Here is a 14,563-nt window from a genome sequence, read left to right on the forward strand (position 1 = left end):
GGTTGCCGCATGATACGCACACATGCCGACCTTATGGACCTGATCGGAAACGCGGCCTACGGCGGCGCGCCGCGCCTTGTCCGCGACAAGACCGATTTCGCGCCGGAGTTCTGGAACCTCCGCTCCGGGCTTCTGGGTGAGCTGACCCAGAAGCTCACGAATTACGGTCTGACACTGCACCTGACCGGGGATTTCAGCGGCGAGGCCGCCGGGTCGCGTGCGCTTCACGATTTCTTCGTCGAGACGCAGCGCACCGGCCTCGTGACGCTGGAGACGCCGATCCGATGACCGCAGACGACATCATCGCCGCCCTCGACCTCCAGCCCCATCCCGAAGGCGGATGGTTTCGCGAAACCTTCCGCGCAGACGCACCGGACGGCGGCAGAAGCCCCGGCACGGCGATCTATTTCCTGCTGAAAGCGGGCGAGACGAGCCATTGGCACCGCGTCGATGCGGCGGAGACGTGGCACTTCTACGCGGGCGCGCCGCTGATCCTGTCCATCGCCTCGACCGATGTGGGGCCGGCCGTCCCGCACAAGCTTGGCCCGGCGTTGGCCTTGGGCGAAGCGCCCCAGATCACCGTGCCGCCGCACCATTGGCAGTCGGCGGACACGACGGGGGACTACACCCTCGTCGGCTGCACCGTCAGCCCGGGGTTCGAGTTCGACGGCTTCACCCTCGCACCCCCCGGATTCACGATCCCCTGAACTTTGCACCGGCGAATCTGAAGCCAACGCCGAAGAACCCGCGCGCGCCCCTTGGGGCGCACGCCGCCTGATCGCCACCGCTATTGGTTCGCGCGTTCCGCTTCGATCTCGCGCCAGCGCGCGACGTTGCGGTTGTGCTCTTCCAGCGTCTGCGCAAAGGCGTGGCCGCCCGTGCCGTCCGCCACGAAGAACAGATAGTCGGTCGTGTCCGGGTTCAGCGCAGCCTCGATCGAGGCCATGCCGGGGTTGGCGATGGGCGTCGGCGGCAGGCCGGAGATGACATAGGTGTTATAGGGCGTCTCGGCCCGCAGTTCCGACTGACGCAACCCACGGCCCAGTACGCCCTGCCCGCGTGTGATGCCGTAGATCACCGTCGGGTCGGTTTGCAGGCGCATCCCTTGTTCCAGACGGTTCACGAAGACGCTGGCGACCTGACCGCGTTCTTCCGGCACGCCGGTTTCCTTTTCCACGATCGACGCCATGACGAGCGCCTCTTCCGGGCTTTCGTAGGGCACGTCGGGATCGCGGGCCTCCCACGCGGCGGCGAGGCGTTCTTCCTGCGAGGCCCGCATCCGGGCGATGAGGTCGGCACGGTCGTCGCCGGGCCGCATTTCATAGCTGTCGGGGGCCAGCATCCCCTCGGGCGGCACCTCGGTGATTTCGCCCGACAGGAATTCGACCTTGTTCAGCGCATCCACGATCTGCCACGAGGTCGCGCCTTCGGCGATGGCGACGCGGTAGCGCGTGTCCGGTTGCCCACGCACGCGGGTGTAATCGGCGGGCGCCTCAACATCCGGGTCGAATTCGGCGACGAGGTTGAAGCTTTGCGTGGCCGGGTCCAGTTCGCGCACCTGATACTCGGCCGCGTTCACGCCGATGCGATAGACGACCTCGGTCCCGCAGGTCGAAGCGCCACCGCGGGTGACGATATCGACGATCTCTTCCATCGAGGCGTGTTCTTCGACGAGGAAGGACCCGGCCTTGAGCTCGGTCGCCTTGCCGGAATAGTCCGCTCCCATGCGAAAGATCGAAGGGCTGGAAATCGCGCCCTGCGCGTCCAGCGCCTCGGACACGCGCGTGAAGTTCGACCCCGTCTCGACCTTAAGACAGATCGCGGTTTCAAGCGGCCCCTCGGCCACGTATTCGCGCTTGCCCCAGCCGATCACACCGCCAAGGACGATGAGGGCGACGATGGACAGGGACAGCGCGTTGGAGGCGATGTTTCGCCACATCAATCGGCCACCTTACCCATGATGAGACAGGCATTGGTCCCGCCGAACCCGAAGGAATTGGACAGGGCCACCTCGATCTCGCGTTCCTCGGCCTTGTTCGCGGCCAGCGACAGCTTCGGCTCGATGGCCGGATTATCGAGGTTGATGGTCGGCGGCGCGATCTGGTCGCGCAGGGCGAGCAGCGAGAAAATCGCTTCGACCGACCCCGCCGCACCCAGAAGGTGCCCGATGGAGGATTTGGTCGAGGACATGGTGGCCTTGGCCGCATGATCCCCGAGCAGACGTTCGACGGCGGCCAGTTCGATCACGTCGGCCATGGTCGAGGTGCCGTGGGCGTTTATGTAATCCACGTCGGACGGCGTCAGACCCGCCGATTTCAGCGCGGCGGTCATGGCGCGGAAGCCCCCGTCGCCGTCTTCGGACGGCGCGGTGATGTGATAGGCATCGCCCGACAGGCCATAGCCGAGGATCTCGCCATAGATCTTGGCGCCGCGCGCCTTGGCATGTTCGTATTCTTCGAGCACGACGACGCCCGACCCCTCGCCCATGACGAAACCGTCGCGGTCCGTGTCATAGGGGCGCGAGGCGGTTTCGGGGTTGTCCGCACGTTTCGTCGACAGGGCCTTGCAGGCGTTGAAGCCCGCGATCCCGATCTCGGAAATCGCCGCTTCCGCACCGCCCGCGACCATCGTGTCGGCATCGCCCAGCATGATGAGCCGCGCGGCGTCGCCAATCGCATGTGCGCCGGTCGAACAAGCGGTGACGACCGCGTGGTTCGGGCCCTTGAAGCCGTATTTGATCGAGACCTGACCCGAGATGAGGTTGATGAGAGCGCCGGGGATGAAGAACGGCGACACGCGACGCGGCCCCTTCTCCTGTATCATCACCGCCGTCTCAGCGATCGAGTTCAGCCCGCCGATGCCGGAACCGATCATGACGCCGGTGCGCAGCGCCTCTTCTTCGTCGAGCTCTCCGATGCCCGCGTCTTCGACCGCCTGGGTCGCGGCGGTCATGCCGTAGAGAATGAAATCGTCGACCTTGCGCCGGTCGCGGGCTTCCATCCAAGCGTCAGGGTCGAAAGTGCCGTCGGAGCCGTCGCCGTAGGGAATTTCGCAGGCATAGTTCGTGACGACGCGGGAGGCGTCGAACCGGGTGATCGGGGCAGCGCCCGATTTGCCTGCCAGAATACGCTTCCAGGTTTCCTCAACCCCGCAAGCCAAGGGCGAAACCATGCCCAGACCGGTTACGACGACGCGACGCTTGTCCATGTAGACAGCCCTTTTTCGTTTGTCTTTGCCGGGGGCTGGATAGCCTCTCAAACCCCCATGTGGCAAGCGCGAAACGCCCCTTTCGTCCGGTGACGGCGGGACTTCGCGATCTCCTCCCCAAAATGCAAAACGGCGCCCGAAGGCGCCGTCCGCTTAACACTCTCCGGTGGCTCAGGCCGCTTCGGAGATGAACTTGACCGCATCACCGAAGGTCTGGATCGACTCGGCGGCGTCGTCGGGGATCTCGATCCCGAACTCTTCTTCGAAGGCCATGACCAGCTCGACGGTGTCGAGCGAGTCGGCGCCGAGATCGTCGATGAACGAGGCCGATTCAGTGACCTTGTCCTCTTCAACGCCGAGGTGCTCGACAACAATTTTCTTCACGCGATCTGCGACGTCGCTCATATCATATCCTCACAGTTTTCAGGCCATTGGCCCTTTCGTTTGCCCCTTGCGGAGCTGCTTGAACTGTCCCCGTCGGTGCGAGGCGCACCCCGGAGTCCCATTTATCCCGGGGTCGAAACTGCGCCCCCTTTAACATAAAGCCGGTCGGGGGCAAACGATTTGTCCCGCGCGCCGCACGCGCCGTCAAGGTATCGTTTACCAACCGGACAAAGACGCTCTCAGAGCATCGCCATACCGCCGTTCACATGCAGGGTCGCGCCGGTGACATAGCCCGCCTCGGGCGAGGCCAGATAGAGCACCGCAGCGGCGATTTCCTCGGGCGTGCCCATGCGCGCGGCGGGGATCTGGGCGTTGATCTTTTCTTTCTGATCGTCGGTCAGTTTCTCGGTCATCGCCGTCGCGATGAAGCCCGGAGCCACGCAGTTCGCGGTGATGCCACGGCTGGCCACCTCATAGGCGATCGACTTGGTCATGCCGACCATACCGGCCTTGGACGCGGCATAGTTCACCTGCCCCGGATTGCCGGTCGCGCCGACGATGGACGAGATGTTGATGATCCGGCCCCAACGCGCCTTCATCATCGGGCGCATCACGGAACGGCACAGGCGCATGGTCGCTGTCAGGTTCACGTCGATGACGTTCTGCCAGTCCTCGTCCGACATGCGCATGAAGATCTGGTCCTTGGTGATCCCGGCGTTGTTCACGAGGATGTCGAGCCCGCCCATGACCTCGGCCGCCTGTTTCGGCAGCGCATCGACCGCCTCGGGGTCCGACAGGTTGCAGGTCATCACATGCACGCGGTCCCCCAGCGTGGCCGCAAGGTCGTTCAGCGGTCCCTCGCGGGTGCCCGAAAGCGTGACGGTCGCGCCCGCACCATGCAGGGCCGTGGCGATGGCGCCGCCGATGCCGCCCGACGCGCCGGTCACCAGCGCGGTTTTTCCTGTCAGATCAAACATGTCTCGTCCTCTGTTTATGTGCGCCGCTCAACCGGCGGCCTGTTCTGCGGCGGCCTTCACTTCATCCGGTGCGCCGATGGTGAGGGTGTTCAGGCTCTTGTCGATCCGCCGGATCATGCCGGTCAGCGCCTTGCCCGCGCCGATTTCCCACGTCTCGGTCACGCCGTTCGCGGCCATCCACGCCACGCTTTCACGCCAACGGACCGAGCCGGTCACCTGTTCGATCAAAAGCGCGCGGATCGTATCCGGGTCGCTCACCGCCTCGGCGCGCACGTTGGCGACGACCGGCACGGCGGGCGCGTTGATGGTGACGCCCGCAAGCGCCTCGGCCATCACGTCGGCGGCGGGCTGCATCAGGGCGCAGTGGAACGGAGCGGACACGGGCAGCATCACCGCCCGGCGCGCGCCCTTCTCTTTCGCGATCTCGACGGCCCGCTCGACGGCGGCCTTGTGGCCCGAAACGACGACCTGCGCCGGATCGTTGTCGTTCGCAGCCTGACAGACCTCGCCCTGCGCGGCCTCTTCCGCGACGGCCTTGGCCGCTTCGAAATCCAGACCCAGAAGCGCGGCCATCGCGCCGACACCGACCGGAACCGCCTTCTGCATCGCCTCGCCCCGCGTGCGCAGCAGGCGCGCGGTATCCGATACCGTCAGCGCCCCCGCCGCCGCGAGCGCGGAATACTCCCCGAGCGAATGGCCCGCCACGAACCCGGCGGCGTCCATCGTCACGCCCTCGGCCTCGAGCGCGCGCATCGCGGCCAGCGACGTGGCCATGAGCGCGGGCTGGGCGTTCTGGGTGAGCGTCAGCTCGTCCTGCTCGCCGTTCCAGATGATGTTGGACAGCTTGATCCCCAGCGCCTCGTCGACCTCGTCGAACACGGCGCGGGCTGCGGGATAAGCCTCGGCAAGGTCACGCCCCATGCCGATGGTCTGTGCCCCCTGTCCCGGAAAAACGAATGCGCGGGTCATGTCCCCTCCCTCGTCCATATGCTGACAGGGGGGATAGCGCGGGGCGTGCGCGGGTGCAACGCCCGGCGCGGCGCGTCAGGCGCGGTTCGCGCCGTAGGTCAGATCATAGGTCAGACGCTGCCGCACGCGTTCCAGCGCGTTCCGTTTGCCCTTGGCGATCTCGATGGCGATGTTCTCGCCCAGCCGCAGGTAAAGGCGCGAGGGCGAGGTCTTGTCGGTCCCGCGCAGCATGAAGACCGATTGCACCTCGTCGAAGCGCAGAAGGTCGGAAAGCTGGAAGTCGCCGGTCAGGCTGCGGTTGCCCAGACGGATCACCTTGTGCTTGAGATCGACGTGCATTTCGATGCCCGGACGTTCCCGCCCGGCCCGGAAAAGCACGGCGCCCACCAGCATGAAGATCACCATGCCGCCAAGTTTCATGGCGATCAGCCCCGACCCGGCCGCGCCGTCCGGCAACAGGCCGAGCGTCAGGCCCGACATGAACAGGACGATCCCGAAGAACCGCGCCAGCGATTGCCGCAGCATCAGGCTGCCGTCGGTGTTGCCCGTGCCGATCACGTAGCCCCAGGGCGTCATCGTGGTGAGACCGTCGTTGGCCCCACGCACGTCTTTCCACATTTCGTTTTCGATCTCTGCGTCCGGCAGAGAGAGGCCAACGATTGCGTTCATGTTCGTTACCCGCGTCCCGATTTGCAGTTCCGTTAGTAGAAACTTCTTAATCAACTGGGGCGGGAATGCGGCATGTGCCGGGTGTTTTGGCGGCATATTCCCTTGTTAATAAGGGACATCGGTAGGTTAACCATACCTTTGCGCGGCGGCGGACCGCCCCATCGGTTAGGTCGGTTTTCCTTGCAATCGAACGTGATCCGTGTAGGTAGGCGCTTCCTTCCGTGACTGAGTGAACCGCGTGGCCTCTCGTGAACGGATGCGGAAGGTTTATCCGTTCTTTGAAGCGCGCCTGAAAAAACTGGAGACCCCATGCCGCTTTACGAGCATGTGATGATTGCGCGTCAGGACCTGTCCAACGCGCAAGCCGAAGGCCTTGTCGAGCACTTCTCGACCGTCCTTTCCGACAACGGTGGCAAAGTCGTCGACTCGGAATACTGGGGCGTCAAGACGATGGCCTACAAGATCAACAAGAACCGCAAGGGCCACTATGCCTTCCTGAAAACGGACGCGCCGTCGACCGCCGTTCAGGAAATGGAACGCCTGATGCGCCTGCATGACGACGTGATGCGCGTTCTGACCATCAAGGTCGACGCCCACGAAGAAGGCCCGTCGGTTCAGATGAAAAAAGACGAACGTGGCGATCGTGGCGACCGCCGCGAGCGTCGTGACCGCTAAGCCGGGAAGGAGCTAAACCATGGCCGCGAAACCGTTTTTCCGCCGTCGCAAGGTGTGCCCGTTCTCTGGCGACAACGCACCGAAAATCGACTACAAGGACACGAAACTCCTGCAACGCTACATCTCTGAGCGTGGCAAGATCGTGCCCAGCCGCATCACCGCCGTTTCGGCAAAGAAGCAGCGTGAACTCGCCCGTGCCATCAAGCGCGCCCGGTTCCTCGCCCTGCTTCCCTACGCCGTGAAGTAAGGGAGAGGTCCAATGGAAGTCATCCTTCTCGAACGTGTGGCCAAGCTTGGCCAGATGGGCGAAGTGGTCGACGTAAAGCCCGGCTTTGCGCGCAACTACCTTCTGCCGCAGGGCAAGGCGCTGACCGCGTCGAAAGCCAACATCGAACACTTCGAAACCCAGAAAGCGCAGCTGGAAGCACGCAATCTGGAAACGAAGAAAGAAGCTGAATCGCTGGCCTCGAACCTCGACGGCAAGCAGTTCATCGTGATTCGCTCCGCCTCGGACGGCGGCAACCTCTACGGCTCGGTCACCACCCGTGACGCCGCCGACGTTGCCACGGAAGAGGGCTTCACGGTCGACCGCAAGCAGGTCCTGATCCGTGAACCGATCAAGACGCTGGGTCTGCATGAGGTGGAAATCCACCTGCACCCCGAGGTCATGGTCGCGATCACGCTGAACGTGGCCCGTTCGCCGGAAGAAGCCGAGATTCAAGCTTCGGGCAAGTCGATCCAGGAACTGGCCGCGGAAGAAGAAGCCGCCGCCGATTTCGAGATCGCCGAGCTGTTCGACGATCTGGGTGCCGCCGCTTCGGACGACGAAGAACTGGCGGAAGCCGCCGGTGTCGCCGAAGAAGCCCCGGCAGAAGAATCGGACGACGAGTAATCGTCAGTCCAATCTCCGGAAAGGGCCGTGCGGCGTGTCGCGCGGCCCTTTTTCTTGTCCGGGCGGTAGGCCGCGTCAACGCGGCTCGAACAGGTCCACCGGCACTTTGAGATAGGACCGCCCGTCCGCCTCCGGCTCGGGCAGCCGCCCGCCCCGGATGTTGACCTGAAGCGCGTAGAGCATCAGGTCGGGCAACGGGAGGGTCGCATCCCGCGCGTCGCGGGTGGCGCGATAGTCGGCCTCCGACACATCGCCGCTCAGATGCTTGTTGCGGGCCTTGTGCTCGGCCACCGTCGCGCAACAGGCCGGCTCGCGCCCATCCGGCCCGTAGTCATGCCCCACGAACAGGCGCGTCTCGTCGGGTAGTGCCAGAATGCGCTTGAGGCTCGCGTAAAGGTCCGCTGAATTGCCGCCGGGAAAATCGGCGCGGCTGGTCCCCGCGTCCGGCATCATGAATGTGTCGTTCACGAAGGCCGCATCGCCCACGACATAGGTGATCGTGGCCAGCGTATGCCCCGGCGTGAACATCACCGAAACCTCCAGATCCCCGACCATGAACGTCTCGCCATCGGCGAACAGCCGGTCCCAGGCCGAACCGTCCACCGGCTGATCCGGCAGGTGATAGTAGTCGCGCCAAAGCGCCTGAACGCCGGTCACCTTCTCCCCGATGGCCGTGGGCGCGCCGAGCTTTTGTTTCAGGTATTGCGCGGCCGAAAAGTGGTCGGCATGGGGATGGGTGTCGAGAATCCAGACGACCTCGATCCCCGTCTCCGCGATATACTCCAGAATCCGGTCGGCGTTCCCATGCGTCACGGCTCCTGCGCGGCGGTCGAAATCCAGAACCGGGTCGACGACCGCACCTTTCAGGGTGACCGGGTCGTGAAAGACGTATTGCCAGCTTCCGGTGGTTTCGTCCCAGAAGCTTTTGACGATCGGGCGTTTCATGCTGCCTCCTGTGTCGTTGCTCACCGGGACAACACAGGCAAACGCATTCTGTTCCATGAATTTGTTTTTCGGGTCGGACGGCGGATTTCCAGCGCCCCCTGAGCGCCCTTCCGCTCATGCGCAAAATCCCGCGTTCACAGTGCATTAAGCATCTTGCCGAGCGCCACGATCTCGCCGTATTTCCGCCACGCTCTGACCCGATTGCGCGCGCAGCGTCATCGGACAACCCCCGAAAAAGAGGGGTGTCAGGGTGGATCAACCCACCGGCTCGCACGTTGGACGTGCGCAAGCCAACACAAAGGAAGAGGCAGATGGCAACCTACAAGGATCCGCGCATCGAGCAGCGCGAACCCGCCGCGAGCCGTGATACCAAAGCGAAACAGACCGAGCGCAAGGCCGAAGCCGAAGCGCCCAAACCCAAGCCGGTCATCACCGACTGGGCCGCGATCTGAGACTCGCACACGTAGCGGATTGACCCGCCGCCCCTGCCCTCGCAGGATCGGCGGATGGCGACGCCCGTAACCTCCATTCCGAATCTCGGTCCGGCGACGGCCGAGGGGTTTGAACGAGCCGGCATCGGCTCGGCGGAAGCGTTGCGTGCGCTGGGGGCGGACGCCGCCTATGCGCAATGGCTGGCGGCGGGCGAACCTGCGCATTTCATCGGATATTACGCCCTTGTCATGGGGTTGCAGGGCCGTCCCTGGAACGATTGCAAGGGCGCCGAGAAAGACGCGTTGAAGCTGCGCTTCGACGCGCTCAAGGCCAGTGCGTCGCGCGATCTGACCGGCATCGAAGCGATGCTCGACGAAATCGGAGTGAGGGCCCCACGATGATCCGACTTTTCCTGTTGATCCTTCTTCTCCTGCCCGGCTCGCTTGCCGCAAGCGAAGTGCGCTTCGAGATGGAGGGCTTTCCGCGCCGGTTTCAGGTCTTCGCGCCGGACGAGCCGCAGGGCGAGATGCCTCTGGTCCTCGTGCTTCACGGCGTGTTCCAGACCGATAACCGGATGATCGAAACCACGCGCGGCAAGTGGGGGGAATTCGCCAAGAAGCACAACTTCGTGGCCGTGTTCCCCAATGCGGTGAACCGGGTCTGGGACATCGGTCAGGGCACGGGCACCTTCGAACCCAGCCCCCGCCGCGACGATATCGCCTATCTCGATCAGGTGATCGGGCTGACCGCGCAGCAATACCGGATCGACCGCGACCGCATCTTCATGGTCGGCTTTTCGCTGGGTGCCCAGATGAGCTTTGCCTATGCCTGTCAGCGCGGCGGAATCCGGGGGATCGCGACGGTTTCGATGCCGCTGCCCAAGGCGCTGCTCGACGATTGCGCGCGCACCCCGGCGGTGCCGCTTCTGTCGATCCACGGCACCAACGACCCGGTCATTCCCGCCGAGGGTGGCGACCTGCCGATGCAGGGCGACACGGTTCTGTCGCTCATCAGCCAGCAGGACACGATCGATATGTTCGCGGGCAAGGCGGGCTGCACCGGGCCGGGTGAACTCAAAAGCTACGACCGGCGCGACGACGACACCAAGGCGAACTTTACGCGCCTCGCCGGATGCAGCGTGCCGATTTGGACCCTGTCGATCGAGGGGCTGGGCCATAAATGGCCGGGCGGTGGACCGGACCTGCCCGTCGCGGTGCTTGGCCGGGGCACGGAAGAGGTCGAAGGCACCGCCTTCGTCTGGTCGTTCTTCTCGTCGATCCGGTAAGGGTCAGGGCGTCATCCCCTGCGCGTAAAGCGCATAGACCGCCCCCCTGTCGCCGCCGCGCGGGACAAGCGCGCTGCCGGCCACCTCCATCCCGATGTCTTCCAGATGCACGAGCGTCTGACCCATCGGCAGCGCGGTCGCGAGGATCACCATCGGCTCATCGAATTCGTCGGTGACCTCGCGCACATCGAACCGCTGCGCGAGGGCGCTTACAAGGTCATCGTGGGCGACGGAAATGGCATCGACTTCAGGCATGGTACATGACTCCCGGATACGCATTCAGCGTGGGAGCGGACCGGTTAATTTGGGGTTAACACCTGGCGAGCCGCCCAAAAGAAAAGGCCGCGTCGGTTAACGCGGCCTTTCAAAGTGTCACGGGACGGGCGGATCAGCCGACCAGTTCGAGACCCGAGAAGAAATACGCGATCTCCTCGGCGGCGGTGTCTTCACCGTCGGAGCCGTGGACCGAGTTTTCACCGATCGACAGGGCGAATTCCTTGCGAATGGTGCCTTCGGCGGCCTCTTCCGGGTTGGTGGCGCCCATGACTTCGCGGTTCTTCAGGATCGCATTCTCGCCTTCGAGAACCTGAACCACGATCGGTTCGGACGACATGAATTCGCACAGCTCGTCGTAGAACGGGCGCTCTTTGTGGACGGCGTAGAACACACCGGCCTGCTCTTTCGACAGCTTGATGCGCTTCTGCGCCACGATGCGCAGGCCCGCGCCTTCGAGTTTGGCGTTGATCGCGCCCGTCAGGTTGCGCTTGGTGGCGTCCGGTTTGATGATGCTGAACGTGCGTTGAATGGCCATGTCGGTCCCTCTTTCGTGTCGCGGGCGAAGCCCGGTTGCAATCGTCGCGCGGCGGATAGCATGGGGCGGTTTTGGGGGAAAGGGGTTTCGACGCGCTTGCGCACGCCGATCAGGTTGGGGGGCCAGCCCCCCAAACCCCCCGGGATATTTCAGGACCGGAAAGACGGAATTGACGCGCCTTTGGGGTTCGGGCAGTAGGCGGGCATGTTGAGGATCGACGATATCACTTACTCGGTCGAGGGCCGTCCGCTGATCGATCACGCCTCCGCCGTGATCCCCGAAGGGCACAAGGTGGGGCTGGTGGGGCGCAACGGGACCGGCAAGACCACGCTCTTTCGGCTGATCCGGGGCGAACTGACCTTGGAGACCGGAACGATTTCCGTGCCCCGCGGGGCCAAGATCGGCGGAGTCGCGCAGGAAGCGCCTGCAAGCGACGTGTCATTGCTCGACACCGTGCTGGCCGCCGATACCGAACGTGCCGCGCTTCTGGCGGAAGAGACCGAGGATGCGGCGCGGATCGCCGAGATTCAGGCGCGGCTCACTGACATCGACGCCTGGAGCGCCGAAGGGCGCGCGGCCTCGATCCTCAAGGGTCTGGGGTTCGATGATCCCGACCACGCCCGGCCCTGTTCGGATTTTTCCGGCGGCTGGCGGATGCGCGTGGCGCTGGCCGCCGTGCTCTTCGCCGAGCCCGATCTGCTGCTTCTGGACGAGCCGACCAACTATCTGGACCTCGAAGGGGCGCTTTGGCTGGAAAGCTACCTCGCCAAGTATCCGCACACCGTGCTGGTCATCAGCCACGACCGGGGGCTTTTGAACCGCGCGGTCGGGTCGATCCTGCATCTCGAGGCCAAGAAGATCACGCTTTACAAGGGCGGCTACGATACCTTCGCCGAAACGCGGGCGGCGCGTCTGGCCGTGGCCGAGGCCGAGAACCGCAAGAACGCGGCGCGGCGCGATCACCTGCAAAGCTTCGTGGATCGGTTCCGGGCGAAGGCGACCAAGGCCAAGCAGGCGCAAAGCCGTCTGAAGATGATCGAGAAGCTGAAGTTCACGGTGACGCCGCAGGAAGCGGCGTTGCGCAAGTTCACCTTCCCGGAGCCGGAGGAGTTGTCGCCGCCCATCGTGGCGATCGAGAGCGGATCGGTGGGCTATGACGGCAAGGCGGTGCTGTCGAAGCTGGACCTGCGCATCGATCAGGACGACCGGATCGCGCTTCTGGGGAAAAACGGCGAAGGCAAGTCGACACTGTCCAAGCTGATCTCGGGCCGGCTGGCGTCGATGGGCGGGCGTGTCACCACCGCGTCCAAGCTGCGCATCGGCTATTTCGCCCAGCACCAGATGGACGAGCTTTACCCGGACGAAACACCCATCGACCACCTGCGGCGGCTGCGCCCGGACGAAACCCCGGCCCGCCTGCGTGCGCGGCTGTCGGGCTTCGGGCTGGGCGCCGAGCAGGCGGAAACGGTCGTGGCGCGGCTGTCGGGGGGGCAGAAGGCGCGGCTCACGCTGCTCATCGCCACCATCGACGCGCCGCATCTTCTGATCCTCGACGAGCCGACCAACCATCTGGACATCGAAAGCCGCGAGGCGCTGGTCGAGGCGCTGACGGAATACACCGGCGCGGTCGTGCTGGTGAGCCACGACATGCACCTTTTGTCGCTAGTTGCCGACCGGCTCTGGCTGGTAAAGGGCGGGCGCGTGACGCCGTTCGAGGAAGACCTCGAAGCCTACCGCAAACTTCTGCTCACCTCGGACAAGCCGGAGAAGCCGGCCGAGGAGAAGCCAAAGCCCAGAAAGGCCAGCCGTGACGAGGTGCTCGCGCTGCGTTCCGAGGTGCGCAAATGCGAGGCGCGGGTCGAAAAGCTCGAGGATATGCGCGAGAAGCTGGCCAAGAAGCTGGCCAACCCCGACCTCTATGACAAGTCCAAGGTCGGCGAGATGGAAGTCTGGCAGAAGAAATATGCCGAAGTGATGGACGGGCTCGACCGGGCCGAGGCGCTTTGGATGCAGGCGCAGGAAAAGCTCGACAGGGCGCAGGCCTGACGCGCAGGGTGACCCCATGAGTTTCGACGCGCTCCTGCCCGCCTTCGTCACGCTGTTCGTGATTATCGACCCGATCGGGCTGGCGCCGGTGTTTCTGGCGCTGACCAAAGATATGACGGCCCCGCATCGCCGGGTGGTGGCGGTGCGCGCGGTTCTGGTCGCCGCCGTGATCCTGATGATCTTCGGGCTGGCGGGTCAGGCTGTGCTCGACCTTTTCGGTATCTCGATGGCGGCCTTTCGCATCGCGGGCGGTGCGCTGTTGTTTCTGACCGCGCTCGACATGCTGTTCGAGCGGCGCAAGCAGCGGCGCGAGAGCCAGTCCGAGGCGAGCGTGCTGGACCCCGCCGACGATCCCAGCGTGTTCCCGCTGGCCATGCCCCTGATCTCGGGGCCCGGCGCGATGGCGACCATGATCCTGCTCATGGGCGGGGCGGACAAGGTGGTGGGCAAGCTGGCCATCGTCGGTGTCATGGTCGCGGTGCTGGTCTGCGTCTTCGCCTTCTTCCTCGCCGCGGGGGCGCTGGGGCGATACCTCAAGGACACCGGGATCAACGTGGTGACCCGCCTGCTCGGCATGTTGCTGGCGGCGCTGGCGATCCAGTTCATGATCGACGGGTTGGCGCAGACCGGGCTGTTCGGCTGATCCGCCGCATGGAAACCGCCCTGCCCCGTGCCTATGTGATACGGCATGGATAGTTACGAAATCGGTCGTCTCACCTACCTCGTCCTGCTCGGCGCCGCCGTGATCGGGTCGTTCTTCATGATGAACAAGGCCAATCTCGGCAAGAGCCTGCAACAGCTCGCGATCTGGGCGCTCATCTTCGTGGGCGCGATCGGCGCCTATGGGCTGTGGAACGACATCAGCCGGGATGTGATGCCACGCCAGTCGGTCGTCTCGCAGGGTGTGGTGGAGGTGCCGCGCCGCCCCGACGGGCATTTCTATCTGACGCTCGAGGTCGACGGCACGCCGGTGAATTTCGTGGTCGACACCGGGGCCAGTCAGGTGGTGCTCAGTATGGACGACGCGCGCCGGGTCGGGCTGAACCCCGACGACCTGCCCTTCATCGGCACCGCCATGACCGCGAACGGCGAGGTGCGCACCGCGCCGACCACGGTCGACGAGATGGTTCTGGGGGATATCACGGAACGCGACGTGCGCGTTTACGTGAACGAGGGGGCGATGGATATGTCGCTACTGGGCATGACCTATCTGCGCCGCTTCGACCGGATCGAGATCGCGGATGACATGCTGATCCTCACGCGGTGAACCG

19 protein-coding genes and 1 pseudogene are annotated in these 14,563 nt (G+C 64.5%); 11 read left to right on the forward strand and 9 right to left on the reverse strand.

Going from position 1 to position 14,563, the window contains the following annotated elements; all coding sequences use genetic code 11:
• Both HOY44_RS19810 and HOY44_RS19815 read left to right on the forward strand, forming a co-directional pair.
• Positions 1 to 288: pseudogene (locus tag HOY44_RS19810) on the forward strand (DUF4180 domain-containing protein); the annotation flags it as partial.
• A complete protein-coding gene (locus HOY44_RS19815; protein WP_287437164.1) occupies positions 285 to 707 on the forward strand; it encodes a cupin domain-containing protein in 423 nt (140 codons plus the stop codon). The pseudogene HOY44_RS19810 and the gene HOY44_RS19815, both read left to right, overlap by 4 nt.
• An 80-nt stretch (positions 708 to 787) precedes the next feature.
• On the opposite strand, the gene mltG is transcribed toward HOY44_RS19815, so the two are convergent.
• The 6 genes from mltG to HOY44_RS19845 form a co-directional block, all read right to left on the reverse strand.
• Positions 788 to 1,939 carry an endolytic transglycosylase MltG gene (gene mltG / locus HOY44_RS19820; protein WP_008328582.1) on the reverse strand — a complete coding sequence of 384 codons (1,152 nt, stop codon included), beginning with the start codon at positions 1,937 to 1,939 and terminating at the stop codon, positions 788 to 790.
• A complete protein-coding gene (fabF, locus tag HOY44_RS19825; RefSeq protein WP_008328580.1) occupies positions 1,939 to 3,207 on the reverse strand; it encodes a beta-ketoacyl-ACP synthase II in 1,269 nt (422 codons plus the stop codon). The genes mltG and fabF overlap by 1 nt, the downstream gene beginning before the upstream one ends.
• Positions 3,208 to 3,378: 171 nt before the next feature.
• Positions 3,379 to 3,612, reverse strand: coding sequence for an acyl carrier protein (locus HOY44_RS19830; RefSeq protein ID WP_008328573.1), 234 nt, complete (start codon positions 3,610 to 3,612; stop codon positions 3,379 to 3,381).
• A 218-nt stretch (positions 3,613 to 3,830) separates the two neighbouring features.
• The gene (gene fabG, locus HOY44_RS19835) at positions 3,831 to 4,568 is read right to left on the reverse strand and encodes a 3-oxoacyl-[acyl-carrier-protein] reductase (RefSeq protein WP_008328572.1); all 738 of its coding nucleotides are present in this window, start codon (positions 4,566 to 4,568) and stop codon (positions 3,831 to 3,833) included.
• 27 nt (positions 4,569 to 4,595) lie between these two features.
• Positions 4,596 to 5,537, reverse strand: a complete 942-nt coding sequence (gene fabD / locus HOY44_RS19840) for an ACP S-malonyltransferase (RefSeq protein WP_287437168.1) — start codon at positions 5,535 to 5,537, stop codon at positions 4,596 to 4,598.
• A 75-nt stretch (positions 5,538 to 5,612) separates the two neighbouring features.
• Complete coding sequence (locus HOY44_RS19845) at positions 5,613 to 6,206, reverse strand: hypothetical protein (RefSeq protein WP_287437170.1); 594 nt, start codon at positions 6,204 to 6,206, stop codon at positions 5,613 to 5,615.
• 309 nt (positions 6,207 to 6,515) lie between these two features.
• On the opposite strand from HOY44_RS19845, the gene rpsF reads away from it, so the two are divergent.
• From rpsF to rplI, 3 genes are read left to right on the forward strand one after another with little or no spacing between them, the layout of a single operon-like run.
• The gene (rpsF, locus tag HOY44_RS19850) at positions 6,516 to 6,881 is read left to right on the forward strand and encodes a 30S ribosomal protein S6 (RefSeq protein WP_008328568.1); all 366 of its coding nucleotides are present in this window, start codon (positions 6,516 to 6,518) and stop codon (positions 6,879 to 6,881) included.
• A 19-nt stretch (positions 6,882 to 6,900) separates the two neighbouring features.
• Positions 6,901 to 7,128, forward strand: a complete 228-nt coding sequence (gene rpsR / locus HOY44_RS19855) for a 30S ribosomal protein S18 (RefSeq protein WP_008328567.1) — start codon at positions 6,901 to 6,903, stop codon at positions 7,126 to 7,128.
• A gap of 12 nt (positions 7,129 to 7,140) precedes the next feature.
• Positions 7,141 to 7,773 carry a 50S ribosomal protein L9 gene (gene rplI, locus HOY44_RS19860; protein WP_138423112.1) on the forward strand — a complete coding sequence of 211 codons (633 nt, stop codon included), beginning with the start codon at positions 7,141 to 7,143 and terminating at the stop codon, positions 7,771 to 7,773.
• A gap of 75 nt (positions 7,774 to 7,848) precedes the next feature.
• Here rplI and HOY44_RS19865 read toward each other — a convergent pair whose 3' ends face one another.
• Positions 7,849 to 8,718, reverse strand: coding sequence for an MBL fold metallo-hydrolase (locus HOY44_RS19865; protein ID WP_287437181.1), 870 nt, complete (start codon positions 8,716 to 8,718; stop codon positions 7,849 to 7,851).
• Between the two features lie 311 nt (positions 8,719 to 9,029).
• Here HOY44_RS19865 and HOY44_RS19870 point away from each other — a divergent pair, with 311 nt between their 5' ends.
• From HOY44_RS19870 to HOY44_RS19880, 3 genes are read left to right on the forward strand one after another with little or no spacing between them, the layout of a single operon-like run.
• Entirely contained in the window at positions 9,030 to 9,170 is a 141-nt protein-coding gene (locus HOY44_RS19870; RefSeq protein WP_008328563.1) for a hypothetical protein, read from the forward strand.
• Between the two features lie 54 nt (positions 9,171 to 9,224).
• Positions 9,225 to 9,551, forward strand: coding sequence for a TfoX/Sxy family DNA transformation protein (locus HOY44_RS19875; protein WP_287437182.1), 327 nt, complete (start codon positions 9,225 to 9,227; stop codon positions 9,549 to 9,551).
• Positions 9,548 to 10,435, forward strand: a complete 888-nt coding sequence (locus HOY44_RS19880) for a CE1 family esterase (RefSeq protein WP_008328556.1) — start codon at positions 9,548 to 9,550, stop codon at positions 10,433 to 10,435. The genes HOY44_RS19875 and HOY44_RS19880 overlap by 4 nt, the downstream gene beginning before the upstream one ends.
• Before the next feature lie 3 nt (positions 10,436 to 10,438).
• On the opposite strand, the gene HOY44_RS19885 is transcribed toward HOY44_RS19880, so the two are convergent.
• Both HOY44_RS19885 and ndk read right to left on the reverse strand, forming a co-directional pair.
• On the reverse strand, positions 10,439 to 10,690 hold the full coding sequence (locus HOY44_RS19885) for a hypothetical protein (RefSeq protein ID WP_287437183.1): 252 nt from the start codon (positions 10,688 to 10,690) through the stop codon (positions 10,439 to 10,441).
• Between the two features lie 133 nt (positions 10,691 to 10,823).
• Entirely contained in the window at positions 10,824 to 11,246 is a 423-nt protein-coding gene (ndk, locus tag HOY44_RS19890) for a nucleoside-diphosphate kinase (protein ID WP_008328547.1), read from the reverse strand.
• A 204-nt stretch (positions 11,247 to 11,450) separates the two neighbouring features.
• Between ndk and HOY44_RS19895 the strand changes: the two genes are divergently transcribed.
• From HOY44_RS19895 to HOY44_RS19905, 3 genes are read left to right on the forward strand one after another with little or no spacing between them, the layout of a single operon-like run.
• A complete protein-coding gene (locus HOY44_RS19895) occupies positions 11,451 to 13,292 on the forward strand; it encodes an ABC-F family ATP-binding cassette domain-containing protein (protein WP_287437184.1) in 1,842 nt (613 codons plus the stop codon).
• A gap of 16 nt (positions 13,293 to 13,308) precedes the next feature.
• Positions 13,309 to 13,935, forward strand: a complete 627-nt coding sequence (locus HOY44_RS19900; RefSeq protein ID WP_287437185.1) for a MarC family protein — start codon at positions 13,309 to 13,311, stop codon at positions 13,933 to 13,935.
• A 45-nt stretch (positions 13,936 to 13,980) separates the two neighbouring features.
• Positions 13,981 to 14,559 carry a retropepsin-like aspartic protease family protein gene (locus tag HOY44_RS19905; RefSeq protein ID WP_008328540.1) on the forward strand — a complete coding sequence of 193 codons (579 nt, stop codon included), beginning with the start codon at positions 13,981 to 13,983 and terminating at the stop codon, positions 14,557 to 14,559.
• The last annotated feature ends 4 nt before the right edge of the window (positions 14,560 to 14,563 follow it).

The organism is Maritimibacter sp. (assembly GCF_016774595.1).
Lineage (GTDB): Bacteria > Pseudomonadota > Alphaproteobacteria > Rhodobacterales > Rhodobacteraceae > Maritimibacter > Maritimibacter alkaliphilus.

Coding starts and splice junctions, on each gene's coding strand:
- HOY44_RS19815 (WP_287437164.1), top strand. CDS start 285: ATGACCGCAGACGACATCATCGCCGCCCTCGACCTCCAGCCCCATCCC.
- mltG (WP_008328582.1), bottom strand. CDS start 1,939: ATGTGGCGAAACATCGCCTCCAACGCGCTGTCCCTGTCCATCGTCGCC.
- fabF (WP_008328580.1), bottom strand. CDS start 3,207: ATGGACAAGCGTCGCGTCGTCGTAACCGGTCTGGGCATGGTTTCGCCC.
- HOY44_RS19830 (WP_008328573.1), bottom strand. CDS start 3,612: ATGAGCGACGTCGCAGATCGCGTGAAGAAAATTGTTGTCGAGCACCTC.
- fabG (WP_008328572.1), bottom strand. CDS start 4,568: ATGTTTGATCTGACAGGAAAAACCGCGCTGGTGACCGGCGCGTCGGGC.
- fabD (WP_287437168.1), bottom strand. CDS start 5,537: ATGACCCGCGCATTCGTTTTTCCGGGACAGGGGGCACAGACCATCGGC.
- HOY44_RS19845 (WP_287437170.1), bottom strand. CDS start 6,206: ATGAACGCAATCGTTGGCCTCTCTCTGCCGGACGCAGAGATCGAAAAC.
- rpsF (WP_008328568.1), top strand. CDS start 6,516: ATGCCGCTTTACGAGCATGTGATGATTGCGCGTCAGGACCTGTCCAAC.
- rpsR (WP_008328567.1), top strand. CDS start 6,901: ATGGCCGCGAAACCGTTTTTCCGCCGTCGCAAGGTGTGCCCGTTCTCT.
- rplI (WP_138423112.1), top strand. CDS start 7,141: ATGGAAGTCATCCTTCTCGAACGTGTGGCCAAGCTTGGCCAGATGGGC.
- HOY44_RS19865 (WP_287437181.1), bottom strand. CDS start 8,718: ATGAAACGCCCGATCGTCAAAAGCTTCTGGGACGAAACCACCGGAAGC.
- HOY44_RS19870 (WP_008328563.1), top strand. CDS start 9,030: ATGGCAACCTACAAGGATCCGCGCATCGAGCAGCGCGAACCCGCCGCG.
- HOY44_RS19875 (WP_287437182.1), top strand. CDS start 9,225: ATGGCGACGCCCGTAACCTCCATTCCGAATCTCGGTCCGGCGACGGCC.
- HOY44_RS19880 (WP_008328556.1), top strand. CDS start 9,548: ATGATCCGACTTTTCCTGTTGATCCTTCTTCTCCTGCCCGGCTCGCTT.
- HOY44_RS19885 (WP_287437183.1), bottom strand. CDS start 10,690: ATGCCTGAAGTCGATGCCATTTCCGTCGCCCACGATGACCTTGTAAGC.
- ndk (WP_008328547.1), bottom strand. CDS start 11,246: ATGGCCATTCAACGCACGTTCAGCATCATCAAACCGGACGCCACCAAG.
- HOY44_RS19895 (WP_287437184.1), top strand. CDS start 11,451: ATGTTGAGGATCGACGATATCACTTACTCGGTCGAGGGCCGTCCGCTG.
- HOY44_RS19900 (WP_287437185.1), top strand. CDS start 13,309: ATGAGTTTCGACGCGCTCCTGCCCGCCTTCGTCACGCTGTTCGTGATT.
- HOY44_RS19905 (WP_008328540.1), top strand. CDS start 13,981: ATGGATAGTTACGAAATCGGTCGTCTCACCTACCTCGTCCTGCTCGGC.